Here is an 18,510-nt window from a genome sequence, read left to right on the forward strand (position 1 = left end):
TCGGCTACACTCGCCGCCCGACCCCGCTGCCAGCCATTGCAATGCACAAGAGCACCCTCGCCCTGTCCGCCCTCGCCTGCGCGCTCGCATTGGCGGCCTGCCAGCGCGCACCGGCGCCCGAGACCACGACCGGGGAAGGCGCCGCGACGCCGGCCAACGCTGCAGCAGCTGCCAAGCCGGCCGCCAACGGCGCCAACGACAACCTCAACGCCGTGCTGTGGGTGCAGACCTCGGCCGAGTACCAGGCGGCCACCACCACCGTCTATCGCGCCGCGGCCGACAAGCTCGCCGTGGCCCTGGCCGAAAAGAACTGGGACGCGCTGGTGCCCGGCGAGCGCGGCAACGCCGCCACCGGCCTGAAGCCGGCCGTCATCATGGACGTCGACGAAACCGTGCTCGACAACTCGCCGTACCAGGCGCGCCTGGTGCGCGACGGCAAGGCCTACGACGAAGTCACGTGGGATGCCTGGGTGGCCGAAAAGAAGGCCAAGCCCGTGCCGGGCGTGGTCGAGTTCGCCAAGGCCGCCGCGGCCAAGGGCGTGACCATCCTGTACCTGTCCAACCGCGCCGTGCATCTGAAGGACGCGACCATCGCCAACCTCAAGGCGGTCGGCATGCCGGTGAAGGACGACAGCGTGTTCCTCGGCCTGGGCACCGTCGTCGACGGCTGCGAACAGAACGGCAGCGAGAAGAACTGCCGCCGCCAGCTGGCCGGCCAGCAGTACCGCGTGCTGATGCAGTTCGGCGACCAGCTGGGCGATTTCGTCCAGGTCGTCGCCAACACCCGCGAAGGTCGCGACCAGCTGCTCGACGAATACGGCGACTGGTTCGGCGAACGCTGGTGGATGCTGCCCAACCCGACCTACGGTTCGTGGGAGCCGGCGACGTTCAACAACGACTGGTCGCAGCCGGAGCAGGCGCGCCGCGAGGCCAAACGGGCCGCGCTGGACGTGGCGCCGTAAGGCCGACAGGCCGATGGCTGGCGCGGTGGAGCACCGAAGCGTCACGTAAAATCAATAGGTTACGACGTGATTCTTCAGGTGTTGCTTTAACTCGGGAGGGCGGTTAGTCTGCCCTCCATCCGGCGCGAGCCGGAGCCATGCCACAACTCGACGTCCATCCGGTGAGAGCCGGATTTGAAGGAGGCCCACGGCCTCCTTTTTCTTTTTGGGGCCGCGGATCGGCGCGAAGGGCGCTTTAGAACTCGACGGTCGCGGTGACCACGTCGCTGTAATTGCCGGCGGTGAAGGTCGGCGTGATCGGCACCCGCCCATAGACCGTCAGAGTCTGCGCGGTGCCCTGGCCGGCGCCGGTGCCGGTGCCGATGACGGTGGACCCGGTCGAGGTTCCCCAGACAGTGGTCCGGGCGGCAGAGGTGTAGAGGTTGTAGTTGATGAACGTGGGTCCGACGACGCCGTTGAGGTACATGCGCCTGCCAGCAACATTGCCCGAGCGTCCGCCGTCGAGCTTGACCGTGTACGCCGTGCCATTGGTGCAGGTGACCGTCAGGTTGGCCTGCGCATCGCGCGCCGCCGCCAGCGAGGTATAGCTGCCGAACGCCATGTTCTGGGCAGAGATCAGGCAGCTGCCCTGGAGGGTGACGCGCGAGGTGAAGGTGTAGTTCGGTGACGCCGGAGCGACATTGCTCGCGCAATTGGCATTGTTGTCCGTCGAATAGCCCCATACGGCGCTGATCGCTTCGGTGTACGTGCCGGGTATCGGCGCCGGCGCCGTGGGCTGCACCGTCGATACGCGTCCGTACAAGGTGATCGGTCTGCTGATCCACGTGTTTCGCGAAGTGATCGTGATCGTGGTCTGGGCGTTATAGGTGTAGTTGGCAGGCTGGGAATACGTTCCGTCGGTATAGATGTCGTAATAGAACGACCCCGCCGGCCCCGTACGCGTCATCGAACGCGGCGTGCCGCCGTTATTGGTTCCGGCGCACACCAGCACCGTGTCGCCGACGTCACCGTTGGCGCTTCCCTGACAGCTGGCATTGACCGTGGTGGTGGACGTCGTCGCCCCCACCGGCAGCGTCAGCGTGCCGAAGTTCAAATCGGTGGCATTGTCGATGCGGCAGGTGATCGCCGCGGAAGCCGTGCCCGGCATCAGCAACGATGCCAGCAAGCCGAGCAGGGCCAACGCAATGGGGTAGCGACGCATCATGGTGTGTCCTCGCTGCGGCATTTCACCGTCAGTGTGCCCCGTGCCGAACCGGCGGGCAGCTCCGGTGCAACCGCGGAACAGTTCACGCCCGCGCGGGTCCAGATGAGGCTTTCGCCGGGAGTGTATCGATCGAGCCAGAGCGTCCCGTCGAAGCCGACGATGGCCGGGCTTCCATCCTGGCGCATTACCCGCGTGCCAGCTTCGACCTGCTTGCCCTCGCGATCGAGCAGCTCGAGGTTGGCGCTATGCACCTGTCGGATCGGGAACGGTACGCGCACGCCACTGCGATCAGGCGGCGTCACCAGTCGCTCCACCGACAGCACTTCCAGATCGGGCGCCAGGCCGTCGGGGTCGATGGCGATCCGGTTGCGCTGCCAGCCGCGCAGTTCCGGCAGCAACAGGAAGCCGTTGGCATTGGTTCGGCCGGCGACGCGGTTTTCGTAAAGGATCGGCACGTCGGCGATGCCTTCGGTTGAAACGACCGCAAACGAGTCGGTGACGGCGCGGCTTGTGAACAACTGACCACCCATCAACACCACGCTGCCATTGCCCTGGCCGTAGACACTTTGCTGTCCATTGAAACTGTCCACCCCGCCCCAGACGTCGCCGGCGCGACCACGCCAGCCGGCGCCGAGTACGCCATCGCCGCCGTCGCGCGCCTGCACTTCCCAACCCAGGCCGCCGCCATAAGGCAGCGGACGCCGCAGTGCCGCCGCGAAGTCGGTGTTGCCGTTCTGCCGGTCGACCGACAGCGAGGCGTCGATGTCGCGACCCAGCGGGACGTTGAGCGACAGCGAGACGCCATGCCCCGATCGATCATCTTCGAAAGCGCTGAGCGTCCAAGCGAAGCTTCGGTAACTCTGGTTGAAACCTATTCCCTTGGTCCGGCTGATCGGGTTGTCGTGATCCTGGTAACGGATCCACGACAGCGAGATCGAGCCGCGCGGGATCGACAGCCACGCCGATGCACGGTCCTGGCGCAGCAGCGGCAATCCGCCCTCTTCCAGCGAGCCGATGTCCCGGTAATCTTCGCTTGCACGCTGGCTGTAGACGTCGAAACCGACCCGCTGGCCGAACCACTGGTAGCCGCCACCGTACTGGTGGCCGCTGTGCCAGTTGGAACTGTGCGCGTAGTTGCCGGTGAACACGCCAAATCGACCCAGCGGCGACCACGCAAAGCCGAGGCCACCCAGGCTTAAACGCTCGCCGTACTCAGCGTGGAACTCGCCAGTGAAGTTGTTGGTGATGCCGTGACGCACGCTTGCGCTGGCAACCGGGTGCTGTCCGTAGTCGTCAGATTCGAGGCTGTAGTTTCGGCGCAGCAGGCCTGCCTCGAGCGAGAAGTCGCTCAGGCCGCGGGCCAGGCGCTGGTAGTCGACATACAACGGGACGCTGGTCTGGGTGGTGCGCCCGAGCGCGTCGGTCACCACGACCACTGCCTGTCCGGCACCGGCCAGACGCGGGAAATCGCTCAGCACGAAGGGACCCGGATCAACCTGGCCGCTGTACTGGCGAACGTTGTTGACGTAAAGGTCCACCGCCGACGGCACGGCTGCGCTCGCGCTGAACTCCGGCAGCGGATAGATGATCAGGTCGGGACGGACACTGAAGTTGCGACGCCACTGCAGGCCGCCGATGCGCACGGGGCGGCTCCAGGCCAGGCCACCGGAAATCAGGTCGCCGACCGTCCAGGTCGTCATCTGCTGCGGATCCGAGATTGTCCAGCGCGTGTCCAGGCGCAGGTAACCATCATCCTGGTCACCACTGCGGGTGACGCCATAGCTCTGCAGGCTGCCGAACCGGCCAAACCAGCGCACGCCGGTGCCGAGCGAAGCGGTGTCGCTGTCGTCGGAGTGACGGCCGTACGCGTCCCAGTCCAGCACCAGGCCCTGGTCGCGATTGACAGAAATCGGAGCCGGCGCGTCGTAGCCCAAACGATTGGCGCGGCGCATGCTCGCGACCGGCATCAGCGTGACCTGCTGCATCGAGGCGTCGTAAAGGACGCTGAGGCCCGCGATGGCATCGAGCGCAACCCGGCCATTCGGGTCTGCCGTCACGTTGTCCGGCATGACCAGTCCGATCGCATCGAGATCGGCCGGATCGACAGACAGGCGACCTTCGAACATTTCGAATCGCACCAGTGGCCGGATGATCTGGCCGTCCATGACGATGTCGAGAAAGAGTGCCTGCGGCGCTGCAATCAACGTGCGCTGCGCCGCTGTTGTCGGAGCTTCTTCATCCAAGCCCGCCGGCAATCCCGCCGCCGCCCAGGTGGACGGTGCGCAGATCGCAAGCAGTGCAATCGCCAGCGCTTGCGCGAGGCGATGGTTTTTAACGCCCGGACGACAGTTCAATGCTTGCCGGCTGACCGTTCAGCCGGACCTCGAGCGTCTTCCATCCTTGCGCGGATCCGAGCTGCTCGGTTTCAAGCGTGAAGCGCCGGGAACTGCCCGCCAGTACATAGCCCAACAGGCCAGGCGTCAGTTCCAGGCTACGTCCGTCGGCCGACAGCAGGCGGCTTGCGCCCAACTGGGCAGCGACGCCGCCAGAGTTGGAGCACGCCAGCACTGTGGCTTCGAGACTGCACTTGAGCGCGACCGGCGCCGGATCGGCAACGCGGACGAAAACAGGAATCAGGAAACGCATCCGGACATTCACCGCGCTCTGGGTAGAGGCGGCGGGGTCTCCGGGCAACTCGTCGACGACGACCCGGTAGGCCAATTCCTGCCGGGGCGCTGCTTCCGAGTTGCGGACAAGACGGATCAGCTGGTCGGCGCCACCGGCGATTTCCACCACCGGCGGGCTGACGGTCAGATCATTGCTGGGCACCAGGACATCCTGGTCACCGTCCTGCGTCCACGCGTAGATGCGGATCTGCGCCGCCACCGGGCTGTCGCCGCCGTTACCCAGAACCAACCGGCCACCGCGAACACCGGGCGGCATGTCGACACTGGTCTGTCGGGCCTGCAATTGGCCGCGGGCATGCGCGACCCCGCCCATCAGGGCGAGGGCCACGAACGCCGCAAGTGGAAGGCGCAGGTTCATCAGAACGAGACGGTCGCAGTGACGGTGTCGTTATAGACGCCAGCCGGCTTCGGGTTCTGCGAGCCGAACACGCGGCCGTAGACGTTGAAGGTGGTGGGACCCGCTGCGCTGCCGGCCAAGGTGACGTTGCCGGTGGTGCCGTCGCCGATGACGTTGGCGGTGGTGCGGGCTGCGTCGGAGTACAGCGAGTAGTTGATGGTCGCCGTGGACGGACCAGTCATCTTGCGGCTGGCGAAGGTGGCACCCGAGCCGCCGCCGGCACTGATCGCGACCGTGTACGGACCGGTCGAGACGCAGGTGACGGTCAGCGTGGTGGCGGCGTCGATGGCCGTGGCAAGAGTGGTCTGCGTGTTGAAATTCAGCGCAGTGGTGGCGACGGTGCAGCTGTTGTCGAGCGTCAGGGTGACGTTCATCGTGGCGGAGTGGGTGCCGGCGGCCATCGCCATCGGGGCAGTAGCGAGCAGGGCAACAGCGAGCAGCGACGACTTGAACAGGTTCATTCGAATTTCTCCGGTGGCGCGTTCCGCGCTTCGATGGTTCCGGCGGAAATGCCGGGTTGAGATGGGTAAAAGCAGAAAGTGTGCCAACCGTCGCAGAACCACCGCCATGGCGTGAAATCGATGTTAAGAGCGACAGATTTGACAAAGCTGAACGAGATTCACATCACACTTTTGAGCTGCATTTGTAATAAGTGACAATCAACGTCACCTTGTGTCCTCATAATTTATGAACAGGCTTTTTCCCCGCTGAAACTTCGATTCGGGACGTGGTCGCTTGCCCCGGCCCCGGGCGGCGGCCAAGATTCGGACCCAGCGACAGGGGAACCGCACCGCATGCCATTGATCCGACGCGCCACTGCCGCGCTGCTCCTGGTTGCCGCGGTGGCGGTGGCCGGCTGCGAGCGCGCCCCGGTGCCGGCGGTCGCGCCCACGCCGACCCAGCCGGCCCAGGCCGTCGAGCAGTTGATCGAGGACCTGCGCCGCAACGACTTCGTCGCCTTTGCCCGCCATTCGGTGCCGCCGGCCCTGCACGCCCGCCTCGACCAGGCCTGGAACGAGGGCCGCACGCGCTGGCCGCTGACCGAGCTGCCGCTCGACGATCGCCTGCCCGCCTTCATCACCGCCCTGGCCGCGCCCGGTGCGGAAAAGCAGCTGCTGACCACCTACAACCGGCAGTTCTCCGGCGCCGGCGCCGAGTTGCGCTCGGCTGCCTCGACCCTGGGCCTGTTCGCCACCCAGTACCTGCACAAGGAAGGCGACTACAGCGCCGACGAACGCGCCCACTACGCGCAGCTGGTCGCGGCCTTGAGCCGTTGGGGCCAGAAAGCGCCCCTGGGCGATCCGCAGCGCGCGCGCCGGGCGATCCCGCAACTGGTCGCGGCGGCCCGCCAGACCGGCCTGGCCGGGGGCGACGACACCTTCCGCCAGCTCGGCATGCAACGGAGCCTGGAGCGGTTCGGCCCGTTCTTCGGCCGCTTCAAGCAGGTGCTGCAAACCTACGGGCTCGATGTCGACGCCGACCTGGCCAGCGCCAAGGCCACGTTGATCGAAGAGGACGGCGATCGCGCCAGGGTGCGGCTGAACTACACCCTGGCCGGGCAGAAGATCGAGGCGCAGCTGGCCGTCGAACGCCACGATGGCCACTGGTATCTCAGCGACGCCCTGCGCCACGCCGAGACCGAAGCCGCGGCGCCCGCGCCGACCCCGACGGCCGCGCCGCCGACCCGCTGAACGCGGTTTCGACCGCGAAAGGCATAATGCCCGCGATGCCGAACCAGACTCCCCTGCCTTTCCCGGAACCCGACAAGGGCGCGCCGGCCACCGACGCGACGACGTCGCGCGCTGCCGAGACCGCGCCCGAAGCGATGTCCGATGCCGCTTCCGAAGCCGCCATGGATGCGACTGCGGACGCCGTGCCCGAAGCCATGACCGGCACCGCACCGGACGCCCACGAGCCGCCCGCAACGGAACACGGCTTGTCCCAGCACGACCCGTCCCAGCCCGACCCATCCCAGCCCGAACTGCCGATACCTGCCGCCCCGGCCGCAGGTGCGTCCGTCCGGCCCGAGCGCCGCCGCGGTTCCGGCCAGCCGCGCCGCCCGTGGTGGGCCAAGCTGCTTGGCCGCCTGATGGCGCCGTGGGTGCAGCTGACCATCGAGCCGCGCAATCCGGCCGCCGAGATCCCCGAGGAATGGACCGGTCGCCCGGTGTGCTACGTGCTCGAGGACTACGGCCTGAGCAACGCCCTGATCCTGGAACGCGCCTGCCGCGAAGCCGGCCTGCCTTCGCCGCTGCAGCCGTTGCCGGGCGACCCGCTGCGCCGCAAGCGCGCGTACCTCGCGCTGTCGCGCCGCAACGTCAACACGCTGGCGCAGCTGCAGGCGCTTGCCGGCACCGCCGAGCCGACCACCAAGAGCCATTCCAGTTCGCTGGCGCGCCTGCTCGATGCGCACCGCAGCGATCCGACGCTCGACGTGCAGCTGGTGCCGGTGTCGATCTTCGTCGGCCGCGCGCCGGACAAGAACAGCGGCTGGTTCTCGGTGCTGTTCTCGGAAAACTGGACCCTGGTCGGCCGCTTCCGCCGCCTGCTGGCCATCGCCCTCAACGGCCGCGACACCCTGGTCCGCTTCGCACCGCCCATTGGCCTGCGCGCGATCGTCGACGAAGGCCTGCCGGCCGAGCGCACGGTGCGCAAGCTCTCGCGCGTGCTGCGGGCGCACTTCCGCCGCATCCGCGCGGCGGTGATCGGCCCGGACCTGTCGACGCGGCGTCTGCTGGTCGACCAGGTGCTGACCTCGGCCACGGTGCGCGAAGCCATCGCCGACCAGGCCCGCCGCGACAACTCCAAGCTCGCCGATGCCTGGAAGAAGGCGCACACCTACGCCTATGAGATCGCCGCCGACTATTCGCATCCGGTGGTGCGTTCGGTCAGCTTCCTGCTGGCGCCGGTGTGGAACCGCATCTACCGCGGCGTGCTGGTGCACCACCTCGACCAGCTCAAGGACGACGCGCCCGGCCACGAAGTGGTCTATGTGCCCTGCCACCGCAGCCACATGGACTACCTGCTGCTGAGCTACCTGCTGTACACGCGCGGCATCGTGCCGCCGCACATCGTGGCCGGCATCAACCTCAACCTGCCGGTGGTCGGCACGCTGCTGCGCAAGGGCGGCGCGTTCTTCATCCGCCGCAGCATCCGCGGCAGCGCGCTGTACTCGGCGGTGCTCGGCGAGTACGTGGCGCAGCTGGTCTCGGGCGGCTATTCGATCGAGTACTTCGTCGAAGGCGGTCGCTCGCGCACCGGCCGGCTGCTGCAGCCCAAGGGCGGCATGGTGGCGATGACGCTGCGCGCGTTCCTGCGCCAGCCCACGCGGCCGGTGCTGTTCCAGCCGGTGTACATCGGCTACGAGAAGCTGATGGAAGGCACCAGCTACCTCGACGAGCTGTCGGGCAAGCCGAAGGAGAAGGAATCGATCTGGGCGCTGCTGTGGGGCATCCCCAAGGTGCTGCGCAGCAACTACGGCCAGGTGGTGGTGAACTTCGGCGAGCCGATCCGCCTCAACGACGTGCTCGCCGAGCACGCGCCCGACTGGGACGGCAAGCCGGTCGGCGAGGACGAGAAGCCTGCATGGCTGTCCGGTGCCGTCGATGCGCTGGCCGACCAGATCCAGGTCAACGTCAACCGCGCCGCCGACGTCAATCCGATCAACCTGCTGGCGCTGGCACTGCTGTCCACGCCCAAGCACGCGATGGGCGAGGCCGACCTGCTCGCGCAGATCACGCTGAGCAAGACGCTGCTGGCGACGCTGCCGTATTCCGACCGCGTCACCGTCACGCCGCACTCGCCGCAGGAAATCGTCGCCCACGGCGAGGAGATCAACGTCCTCAGCCGCACCGCGCATCCGCTCGGCGACGTGCTGGGTGTCAGCGGCGACAACGCGGTGCTGCTGAGCTACTTCCGCAACAACGTGCTGCACCTGTTCACCGCGGCGTCGTGGATCGCCTGCTGCTTCCAGAACAACCGTCGGATGAGCCAGGCCGGCGTGCTGCGCCTGGGCCGCAATGTCTATCCGTTCCTGCAGGCCGAGCTGTTCCTGCCGTGGAGCGAGGACGAGTTTGCCCAGCGCCTCAACGACACCATCGAGGTCTTCATCCGCGAAGGCCTGCTCGAGCGCATCAACGAGGAAGAAGGCGGCATCCTCGCCCGCAACGCCGGCCAGACCGACGAGGTGTTCCGCCTGCGCGCGATCGGCCACTCGCTGCAGCAGGCCTTCGAGCGTTACTACATCGCCATTTCGGTACTGGTGAAGAACGGCGCGGGCACGCTCACCGCGTCGCAGCTCGAGAGCATGTGCCAGCTGGCGGCACAGCGGTTGTCGCTGCTGTACGCACCGGCGGCGCCGGAATTCTTCGACAAGACCCTGTTCCGCGGCTTCATCCAGAAGCTGCGCGAGATGAAGCTGGTGTGGCCGGACGAGAACGGCAAGCTCGCCTTTGACGCACGCCTGGATGCGTGGGCCAAGGACGCCAAGGTCATCCTCGGCCGCGAGCTGCGCCACACCATCGAGAAGATCAGCCCGGAGACGGCCAAGGCCGAACCGGACACGACGGTCACCCCGGCGAGCTGAGCCGGGGCCCGCCCTGCAGGGCGGTCTGGACGATGCGGCGATAGAGCGTCGCCGCATGCCAGGCGCCATCGCACAGCGCGCGCCGTTGCGCGCCTTCGTCCGCCTGTTGCCATAGCCAGCGCCAGTCGCAGCCGTCGTCGCTGGCGAGCAGGCGGTTCAGCAGGTAGGTGCAGCCGCGCACCGGCAGGAACGAGCGTTCGAGCACGGCGAGCAGGGCGTGCCGGGCCATCCCACCGGTCACTGCCTCGTGCAGGGCGATCGCGCCGAGTGCGCGGTACGGGCGCCGCTGCCGGTGCCGCTCGACGAAATCGCGCCAGGGCTCGGCTGCCACTGGGGCGACGGCGACGATGCCGTCGGTGCGGCGCACGTCCGCCGCCGCCATCCGCTCCCAGTCGCGCATCTTCGCCATGCGTTCGCCGGCAAAGTGCCGCAGCGCCGGCGAGGTCAGCGCCGGCGCCAGCGACTCCAGGACGAAGGCGCCGGTCCGGCACAGGGCACTTTCGGCCGCCAGCCAGCGCAGGTAACGGTCGCGGTCCAGGCCGTCGCTGCCGATCAGCTGGGCCAGGTCGTCGGCGAGGTCGTGCTGGGCGGTCTGTATCGCCTCCTGCCAGCGCAGCGATGCGGCGTGTTCGCCGAATGGCGACAGACCGTGGCCGCGCCTGGAACCGGTTTGCATGGCATCCCCCCCCCTCCTCCTGCATCGTGCCGGGTCGCGCGGGGCGAGTCCTTGCCGCCTCCTGAAGAGTTCTGAAAGCTTGTGAATCGCCCGGCCACGCGCCAAAGTGCGATGCACGCTGCGACGGAGGGGGCCGTGGCTGAGTCGCCGTCATCTTTGAATCTGTCGTCATCGCCGGGCATCTGGCGGTACGGCGAGGTCGTGCTCGACGAGCGCATTGCCGCGGTCCGGGCCGGCGCGGTAGAGGTCGAACTCGACCGCAGCGGATACGACGTGCTGCTGGCGCTGCTGCGCCATGCCGGCGAAGTGGTGACCAAGGACGAACTGCTGGAGTCCGGCTGGCCCGGGCGCGTGGTGTCGGAGAACTCGCTGGTCAAGGCGATCGGCCGCCTGCGCCAGGCGCTGGGCGAGGATGGCGCGGCGATCCGCGTCGTCCACGGTTACGGCTACCGGTTGGCGGCGGCGGTGCGGTTCGAAGCCGTTGCCGTGGAGAAGGTGCACGCCCACCCGCACGATGCCGAGCGCCTGCGCGACGGCGACCGCCTGCCGCACCGGCCGGGCTGGCGCCTGGTCCAGCGCCTGGGCGAAGGCAGCGCCGGGGTGATCTGCCTGGCCCGTTCCGACAGCGGCGATACCCGCGCGATCAAGCTGGCCACCAGCGAGAGCGGACTGCGCAGCCTCAAGCGCGAGATCGCGCTGGCGCGCTACATCCAGGCGGTGCGCGCCGACCTGCCGGCGGTGGCGCCGGTGCTGGGATGGAACCTGGCGCAGCCGCCGTTCTTCCTGGAGATGCCGTACTACCCGCACGGCCACCTGCGCGACTGGGCGCAGGCGCAGGGCGGGTTGGCCGCACTGTCGTTCCAGCAGCGGCTGTCGCTGTGCGTGCAGCTGTGCGAGGCGGTGGCCGCGCTCCACGAGATCGGCATCCTGCACAAGGACCTCAAGCCGGAGAATCTCTATCCGGTCGCCGACGGCGAAGCGCCCGGCGGCTGGCGCTTCGTCCTCGCCGACCTGGGCGCCGGCGAGGCCGCACTGGCGCCGCAGATAGCTGAACTCGGCCTCACCTACAGCCTCGTCGATGGCAGCCACTCGCTGACATCGGCGCAGGCCGGCAGCCTGCTCTACATCGCGCCGGAAGTGATCGCCGGCGAGATGCCGACCCAGAGCAGCGACGTCTATGCGCTGGGCGTGCTGCTGTATCAATTGCTCGTCGGTGACCTGCGGCGTTCGCTGGCACCGGGCTGGGAGGCGGCGCTCGACGATCCGTTGTTGTGCGAGGACATCGCCCAGGCCGCGGCACTGGATCCGAAGCAGCGCGTGCTCGATCCGCGCATGCTCGCCGCGCGCCTGCGCACGCTCGACCAGCGCCACGCCGAACGCGACCAGGCGCTGCGCCGCCGTGAAGACGACGAGCGTCTTGCGCGTCGCCAGGCCAGCGAGCGCAACCGCCGGCGCATGTGGGCCGCGGTCGCTGCCGCGCTGCTGGTGGGCCTGGTCGCGACCACGGCAATGTCGGTTCGCGCCGATCGCGCGCGCCTGCTCGCCGAAGAGAATGCGCGGCAACGCCAGGCGGTGCTCGACTTCGTCACCAGCGACGTGTTGGCGCAGGCCGATCCCTATTCGGCAAAGCGCGCGGTCGGTAACCAGAGCGTCCGCGATGCCGTCGATCGCGCCGCGGCCCAGGTCGACATGCGTTTCGCCGACGATCCCGCGGCGGCCGCCACGGTCCATGCACTGGTCGCAAACGTCTACTTCGGCCAGGACCGGCACGCGCTGGCGATCAACCATTACCGCCAGGCGCGCGCGCTCTACCGCGGACTGGGCCGCGACCAGATTCCGGCGCTGATCCGGGTCGAGACCGGCCTGTGCGACGTGCAGCGCATCGCCAACAACCTCGCGGCAGCGGAGGAAGCCTGCGCCTCGGCACTGCGCCGCAGCGAGGACGCCCCGGCCGAGCGCGCGTTCGCCAGCCTGAAAATGGGCCAGCTGCGCACCGAGCAGGGCCGCTACCCGCAGGCGCAGGCGATCCTGCAACCGCTGCTGGCGTCGCAGGCGCTCAAGGACGATGCGAAGTCACAGGGCGAGCTGTACTGGTCACTGGGACTGTGCGCGCGCGGCCTCGGCCAGTACGCGCCGGCGCGCAAGCACTTCGAGGACCTGCTCGCGCTGTACCGCAGCTCCGGCGAAACCACGACGTGGACGGCGTGGGCGTACAACTCGCTGGGCAGCGTGCTGGTCGAGACCGGCGACTACGACGCCGCCGAACCCTTGCTGCTCAACGCACGGCGCATCTTCGAGCAGACCCAGGGCGCAGGCCAGGTCGAGGCGCAGATGCCCAACATCTGGCGCACCGAAAGCCGCCTGCGCCGCGGCCAGTGGCAGGAAGCCCGCACGCTGCTGCAATCACTGCTGGACAGCTGGTCGGGCGCGCTCAAACCCGACCACCCGCTGCCGCTTCGCGCGCAGGCCAACCTGGCCTGGGCCGAAGCCATGAGCGGTGACCGCGACATCGCCCTGGCGCGCCTGCAGGCGGCGATGCGCGATCGCGTCCACCTGTTCGAACAGCCCGGCGATCGCGTCGTCCCGCGCGTGCTGCGCTGGGTGCGCGCCGCGCTGGCACTGGACCGGCTCGACGACGCCGCCACCCTGCTGGCGATCTATGACGCGCGCGCCGGCGACGAGCTCCCCGCCGCGCATCCGTTGCGTGGCGAAGGCGATTGCCTGCGGGCCCAGCTGACCCTGCGCCAGCACGACGCCAGCCAGGCACGCCCGCAGGCGGCCGCCTGCGACGCGATGCTGCGCACGTTCTATGCGCCGACCCATCCGCTGGTGCGCGAATCGGCGTCGTTGCTGCAGCAGGTGAGCCGCGCCGATCGGGGCTGAAGCCCCGCCCGCTCAGGCCGGCTCGTCGGGGATCAGCGCGCTTTCCAGACGCGAGATGCAGTCCTTGAGCCACAACTTGCGCTTCTTCAGGCGCTTGACCGTCAACTCGTCGGCATCGGGTTCGCGCACCAGGCGCTCGATCGCCACGTCCAGGTCGCGGTGCTCCAGACGCAGCTCGGCGAGCTGGCGTGCGAGGACGGCGGGATCGTCGCTTTCGATCATCCGCGAAGCTTAACGCGGTCGCGTTGCAGGCGTAACCGTTGGCTTCCCGGCATAAGCCGTGCCCGCTGGAGGCCCGGTAGAATGGCCGTCCGATGAGCACCGTCCTGCCCCTTCTCGAGCCAAAGCCCCACGTGCGCGCCCCGCAGCGTCGCGCGCACGAGAACAACAAGCTGGCCAAGCGCCTGCGCCACCAGGTCGGTCGCGCGATCGCCGATTTCGGCATGATCGAGGAAGGCGACAAGGTCATGGTGTGCCTGTCCGGCGGCAAGGACAGCTACACCATGCTCGACATCCTGCTGCAGCTGCAGGCCAAGGCACCGGTGAAATTCGAGCTGGTCGCGGTCAACCTCGACCAGAAGCAGCCGGACTTCCCTGAACACGTACTGCCGACGTACCTCGAATCGATCGGCGTGCCGTACCGCATCCTCGAGCAGGACACCTACTCGGTGGTCACGCGCGTGGTGCCGGAAGGCAAGACGATGTGCTCGCTGTGCTCGCGACTGCGCCGCGGCGCGCTGTACGCGCATGCCGCCGAGCAGGGATTCACCAAGATCGCCCTGGGCCACCACCGGGACGACCTGGTGTCCACGTTTTTCCTGAACCTGTTCTTCCACGCCAAGCTCGCCGGCATGCCGCCCAAGTTGCTGTCCGACGACGGCCAGCACGTGGTCATCCGGCCGCTGGCCTACGTGCGCGAAGACGACATCAGCGCCTACGCGCAGGCCCGGCAGTTCCCGATCATTCCCTGCAACCTGTGCGGCTCGCAGGAAAACCTGCAGCGCAAGCAGGTCAAGAAGATGATGGACGCCTGGGAACGCGAAACACCGGGGCGGATCGAAACGATTGCCCGGGCACTGGGCAACCTGCGCCCGTCGCAGCTGGCCGATCCGAACCTGTTCGACTTTCTTTCGCTCGGCCGCCGCGGTGACGCGCCGTTGCCGGATGCGCGCGCGTGGCTGGCGGGTGAACCGCAAAGCGACGACACGCAGGGCTGATGCATTGCACGACACTCACCGTCATTCCCGCGCACGCGGGAATCCATGGACATCGCTTCGCTCGCCAAGAGCCAACGTCCCTGGATTCCCGCCTCCGCGGGAATGACGGCCGATAAATTCCACCGGGAATCCTGATGTTCTTTCGCAACCTGACGCTGTTCCGCTTCCCCACCACCACCAAGCTCGACGAACTCAACACCGGCCTGGCCGAATGCCTGCTCAAGCCGGTCGGCCCGCTGGAACTGTCCAGCCGCGGCTTCATCTCGCCGTTCGGCCGCGGCGACGACGAGCTCTCGCACACGCGTGGCGATGCCACGTGGTTGGCCGTCGGCGGCGAGGACAAGATCCTGCCCGGCTCGGTCGTCAATGACATGCTGGCCAAGAAGCTGGACGAAATCGAACAGAAGGAAGGCCGCAAGCCCGGCGGCCGCACCCGCAAGCGCATCAAGGACGAGCTGATCACCGACCTGCTGCCGCGCGCCTTCGTCAAGCCCAGCCGCACCGATGCGCTGATCGACCTCGGCCACGGCGTGGTCGCCGTCGACACCTCCAGCCGCAAGAGCGGCGAGAACGTGGTCAGCGAGATCCGCCGCGCGCTGGGCAGCTTCCCTGCGTTGCCGCTCAACGCCGAGATCGCGCCGCGCACCGTGCTGACCGGCTGGGTCGCCGGCGAGGAGATGCCCGAAGGCCTGTCGCTGGGCGACGAATGCGAACTGCGCGACCCGATCGACCAGGGCGCCGTGGTCAAGGTGCAGCGCATGGAGCTGCAGAGCGACGAGATCGCCAAGCACCTGGAGTCCGGCAAGCAGGTCACGCGCCTGGCGCTGACGCTCGACGACCACGTGTCGTTCGTGCTCGGCGAGGACCTGGTGGTGCGCAAGTTCAAGCTGCTCGACGGCGCCGTCGACGAGCTCGAGTCGACCGAGCGCGAGGACCTGCGCGCCGAACTCGATGCCCGCTTCGTGCTGATGGCCGGTGAGTTCAAGCGCCTGTTCACGGTTCTCGAAGGCGCGCTCAAGCTGTCCCGCGCGGAGCTGTGACGGCGGCCGCGAGCACGTACTATTGGAAGCAACTTTCCGCAGCCGTGTTCGCACCCCCACCGAGCCGTCCGCCATGCCGTCCCAGTTCCGAATGTTCGGTCGCCTGCTGGCGCCGAAGCCCCGCACCATCGAGCGCGAGTCGCTCGAGGTCGAACTGGATGACGGCCGCGCGATAGTCCTGCAACGCGTACGCGATCCGCGCTCGCGGCGGCTGAAGTTGTCGGTCGATGAGCGTGGCGCGCGCCTGACCATGCCGACCCGATGCAGCATCGCCGCCGCCGACCGCTTCGTCGCCGAGCATCGAAACTGGCTGGCGACGCAGCTGGATCGCTATGGCATCGACGATGCGCCGGTGCTCGAACGCGACGTCACCGCGCAGTTGCCGTTGCGTGGCGCGATGCTGCCGCTGCAATGGCAGCAAGGGCGATTCAGCCGGCTCGAATCGCATGGTGAGTCGCTGGTGTTCACGCTGCCCGCGCGTGCCGGCGACGTGGCGATCCGCCGCGCCGCGCGCGATTTCTACGAAGCGCAGGCGCGCGCCGATGTCGGCCGCTGGCTGCCGCGCTACCTGCCGTCGCTGCCGCGCGCGCCACGACGGGTGACGTTCAAGATGATGTCGTCGCAGTGGGGCTCGCTGGCGCCCGATGGCTCGATGGCGCTGGACCTGTCACTGGTGCTGGCGCGGCCGAGCGCATTCGAATATGTGGTGGTGCACGAGCTTTGCCACCTGATCCACGCTGATCATTCGCGCGCGTTCTGGCGTGAAGTGGAGGCGCGCTGCCCGTACTGGCGCGATGAGCGCGAGTACTTCCACGGCGAAGGCCGGCAGTTGAAGGCGATGCTGCGGGCGTTGTGCGGAAAGTCGACGGCGTAGGCAGACCTTCATCCCGGCGAATGCCGGGATCCAGGCCCCCAGCTCAACCGTCGCGCGGCATCGTCAGGAAATCTCCGATCGCCGCCGCCACCAGCGCCGGCTCTTCCATGTGCAGATGGTGCCCGCCCTCCAGCACGACCAGCTCGCCGCGCGGCAACAACCCGGCACGCTCGCGCCGCAGCGCATCGGGCAAATACGACTGCGCCGGGCTGGCAAAGATCACCCGCGTCGGACACTCGATGCCGGACACCAGGTCGCGCACCTGCTGCTCGGTCAGGCGTTGCATCGACGGCAGCGTCAGGCGCGGATCGCTGGACCAGACGAAGCCGCCCTCGACCGGCACCACGCCGCGTTCGACCAGCATCTTCGACGCCGATTCGCTCAACCGGCTGCCAACCTGTGCGCCGGCGACCATGCGCGCACGCGTCGCCACCATCGTGTCGGGGAACACGCGCAAGGACTTGCCCGGCAGCGCGCGCATCGCCGCGACTGCGTCGCGCAATCGCGAAACGGTGCGCTCGGGCACTTCGGCCAAGGCGCCCAGCGCCTCGATGGCGACCAGTCGCTCCACGCGCTGCGGGCAGGCCGCGGCGACCAGGCTGGAAATGCCGGCGCCCATGGAGTGGCCAAGCAGCGCGAAGCGATCCCAGCCCAATGCATCGGCGACGTCGAGCACGGCATTGACCGCAGCAGCGAACGAATAGTCCGCACCCGGCGGCAGGTGCGCGCTGGCGCCATGGCCGGGGAGATCCACAGCGACCAGGTCGATGCCGTGCAGGTGCTCGGCCAGCGGCACGAAGCTGGCGGCGTTGTCGAGCCAGCCGTGCAGCGCCAGCACGCGCGGCGCGCCGCGCTGGCCGCCGCGCAGGCCGGTGATGCGGCCCAGCGGCGTGTCGAGGACGATTTCCTGCAGGGGGTGTACGGGCATCAGTGCCAGGCCTCGAGGCGATTCCTTGCGATGTCGGCCAACACTCGGGCGTGCTCGCGACGATCATTCAGACAGGGGATGTAGCGCAGCGTGCCGCCGCCGTCGGCGAACTGCGCGGCGAAGTCTTCGGCCAGCATCATCGCCACTTCTTCCAGCGTTTCGATGCAGTCGACCGGGAACCCGGGCGCGACCACGTCGACGTTGCGCACGCCGCGTGCGGCCAGCGCGCGCAACGTGCCCTGGGTGCTCGGTTCGAGCCAGCGGTCGCGGCCGAAGCGCGACTGGTAGCTCAGCGTCCACGCGTCGTCGGCCAGGCCCAGGCGCTGCGCGATCGCGCGCGCACTGGCCTCGCACTGGCGGGCGTACGGATCGCCGGCATCGACCAGGCGCTGCGGCAATCCGTGGAACGAGAACAGCAGGTGCTCGCCGCTGCCATTGGCCGCGCGTTGCTCGCTGATCGAAGCCGCCACCGTTCCGACCCAGCCCGCGTCGACGTGGTAGTCGTCGATCATCTGCGTCTGCAGGCCGTCGCTCGCAGCGCCCAGCACGTCGGCTACCGACGCGGTGGTGGTGGTGGAGTACTGCGGATACAGCGGCAGCACCAGCACCCGGCGCACGCCCTCGTTGCGCAGCTGGCGCAGGCGCGAGGCCAGCGAAGGCGAGCCGTAACGCATTGCATCGATCACGCGCACGCCCGGCAATTCGTCCTGCACGACCCTGGCCAGGCGACGCGTGTACACCGCCAGCGGCGAGCCGCCATCGTCGCCGGGCACCCAGATGCTGGCGTACTTCCTGGCCACCGGCTTGCAGCGCAGCGGCAGGATCACCAGGTGCAGCAAGGGCAGCCACAGCGCGCGCGGCAGGGCGACGACGCGGCGATCGGACAGGAATTCGGCCAGGTAGCGACGCACCGCCGCGGGTGTCGCGGCGTCGGGCGTGCCGAGGTTGACCAGCACGAGTGCCGTGTCAGGGGTGGATGCGGGAGGCGCGTCGTCACCGACGGCGATGCTGGCGGGGGCTTGCATCCGCATAGGATGACAGCATGCCGCGTGGTTGC

General features: G+C 68.4%; 15 protein-coding genes. 7 read left to right on the plus strand and 8 right to left on the minus strand.

All coding sequences use genetic code 11. From position 1 onward, the window contains the following. Positions 1-41 precede the first annotated feature (41 nt). The gene (locus tag ACFOPO_RS10525; RefSeq protein ID WP_386703148.1) at positions 42-962 is read left to right on the plus strand and encodes a 5'-nucleotidase, lipoprotein e(P4) family; all 921 of its coding nucleotides are present in this window, start codon (positions 42-44) and stop codon (positions 960-962) included. 235 nt (positions 963-1,197) lie between these two features. Here the strand turns inward: ACFOPO_RS10525 and ACFOPO_RS10530 are convergent, their stop codons facing one another. The 4 genes from ACFOPO_RS10530 to ACFOPO_RS10545 form a co-directional block, all read right to left on the minus strand. After that, positions 1,198-2,166, minus strand: coding sequence for a spore coat protein U domain-containing protein (locus ACFOPO_RS10530; protein ID WP_386703149.1), 969 nt, complete (start codon positions 2,164-2,166; stop codon positions 1,198-1,200). Beyond that, positions 2,163-4,409, minus strand: a complete 2,247-nt coding sequence (locus ACFOPO_RS10535; RefSeq protein ID WP_386703150.1) for a fimbria/pilus outer membrane usher protein — start codon at positions 4,407-4,409, stop codon at positions 2,163-2,165. Before ACFOPO_RS10535 ends, ACFOPO_RS10530 begins: the two co-directional genes overlap by 4 nt. A gap of 88 nt (positions 4,410-4,497) precedes the next feature. Beyond that, positions 4,498-5,211 carry a molecular chaperone gene (locus tag ACFOPO_RS10540; protein WP_386703151.1) on the minus strand — a complete coding sequence of 238 codons (714 nt, stop codon included), beginning with the start codon at positions 5,209-5,211 and terminating at the stop codon, positions 4,498-4,500. Further along, complete coding sequence (locus ACFOPO_RS10545) at positions 5,211-5,711, minus strand: spore coat U domain-containing protein (protein WP_386703152.1); 501 nt, start codon at positions 5,709-5,711, stop codon at positions 5,211-5,213. The genes ACFOPO_RS10540 and ACFOPO_RS10545 overlap by 1 nt, the downstream gene beginning before the upstream one ends. Positions 5,712-6,044: 333 nt before the next feature. Here ACFOPO_RS10545 and ACFOPO_RS10550 point away from each other — a divergent pair, with 333 nt between their 5' ends. Both ACFOPO_RS10550 and plsB read left to right on the plus strand, forming a co-directional pair. After that, on the plus strand, positions 6,045-6,941 hold the full coding sequence (locus ACFOPO_RS10550) for a hypothetical protein (protein WP_386703153.1): 897 nt from the start codon (positions 6,045-6,047) through the stop codon (positions 6,939-6,941). A 26-nt stretch (positions 6,942-6,967) separates the two neighbouring features. Next, entirely contained in the window at positions 6,968-9,835 is a 2,868-nt protein-coding gene (gene plsB / locus ACFOPO_RS10555) for a glycerol-3-phosphate 1-O-acyltransferase PlsB (protein WP_386703154.1), read from the plus strand. On the opposite strand, the gene ACFOPO_RS10560 is transcribed toward plsB, so the two are convergent. Then, positions 9,819-10,511, minus strand: a complete 693-nt coding sequence (locus tag ACFOPO_RS10560) for a hypothetical protein (protein WP_386703155.1) — start codon at positions 10,509-10,511, stop codon at positions 9,819-9,821. The two genes, plsB and ACFOPO_RS10560, sit on opposite strands and share 17 nt — an antisense overlap. A 135-nt stretch (positions 10,512-10,646) precedes the next feature. Here ACFOPO_RS10560 and ACFOPO_RS10565 point away from each other — a divergent pair, with 135 nt between their 5' ends. After that, positions 10,647-13,394, plus strand: a complete 2,748-nt coding sequence (locus ACFOPO_RS10565) for a tetratricopeptide repeat protein (RefSeq protein ID WP_386703156.1) — start codon at positions 10,647-10,649, stop codon at positions 13,392-13,394. Between the two features lie 12 nt (positions 13,395-13,406). On the opposite strand, the gene ACFOPO_RS10570 is transcribed toward ACFOPO_RS10565, so the two are convergent. Continuing rightward, a complete protein-coding gene (locus ACFOPO_RS10570) occupies positions 13,407-13,616 on the minus strand; it encodes a YdcH family protein (protein ID WP_200607831.1) in 210 nt (69 codons plus the stop codon). Positions 13,617-13,708: 92 nt separating this feature from the next. Between ACFOPO_RS10570 and ttcA the strand changes: the two genes are divergently transcribed. The 3 genes from ttcA (at position 13,709) to ACFOPO_RS10585 (ending at position 16,525) form a co-directional block, all read left to right on the plus strand. Then, the gene (gene ttcA / locus ACFOPO_RS10575) at positions 13,709-14,611 is read left to right on the plus strand and encodes a tRNA 2-thiocytidine(32) synthetase TtcA (protein ID WP_386703157.1); all 903 of its coding nucleotides are present in this window, start codon (positions 13,709-13,711) and stop codon (positions 14,609-14,611) included. Positions 14,612-14,745: 134 nt separating this feature from the next. Next, complete coding sequence (locus ACFOPO_RS10580; RefSeq protein WP_386703158.1) at positions 14,746-15,651, plus strand: recombination-associated protein RdgC; 906 nt, start codon at positions 14,746-14,748, stop codon at positions 15,649-15,651. 73 nt (positions 15,652-15,724) lie between these two features. After that, positions 15,725-16,525 carry a SprT family zinc-dependent metalloprotease gene (locus ACFOPO_RS10585; RefSeq protein ID WP_386703159.1) on the plus strand — a complete coding sequence of 267 codons (801 nt, stop codon included), beginning with the start codon at positions 15,725-15,727 and terminating at the stop codon, positions 16,523-16,525. A 43-nt stretch (positions 16,526-16,568) separates the two neighbouring features. On the opposite strand, the gene ACFOPO_RS10590 is transcribed toward ACFOPO_RS10585, so the two are convergent. Beyond that, entirely contained in the window at positions 16,569-17,438 is an 870-nt protein-coding gene (locus ACFOPO_RS10590; RefSeq protein WP_386703306.1) for an alpha/beta fold hydrolase, read from the minus strand. A 14-nt stretch (positions 17,439-17,452) separates the two neighbouring features. Next, positions 17,453-18,478 (minus strand): ferrochelatase, encoded by a 1,026-nt coding sequence (gene hemH, locus ACFOPO_RS10595; RefSeq protein ID WP_386703160.1) that lies wholly within the window; start codon positions 18,476-18,478, stop codon positions 17,453-17,455. Positions 18,479-18,510 lie beyond the last annotated feature (32 nt).

This window comes from Lysobacter sp. GCM10012299, assembly GCF_042649405.1.
Lineage (GTDB): Bacteria > Pseudomonadota > Gammaproteobacteria > Xanthomonadales > Xanthomonadaceae > Lysobacter_J.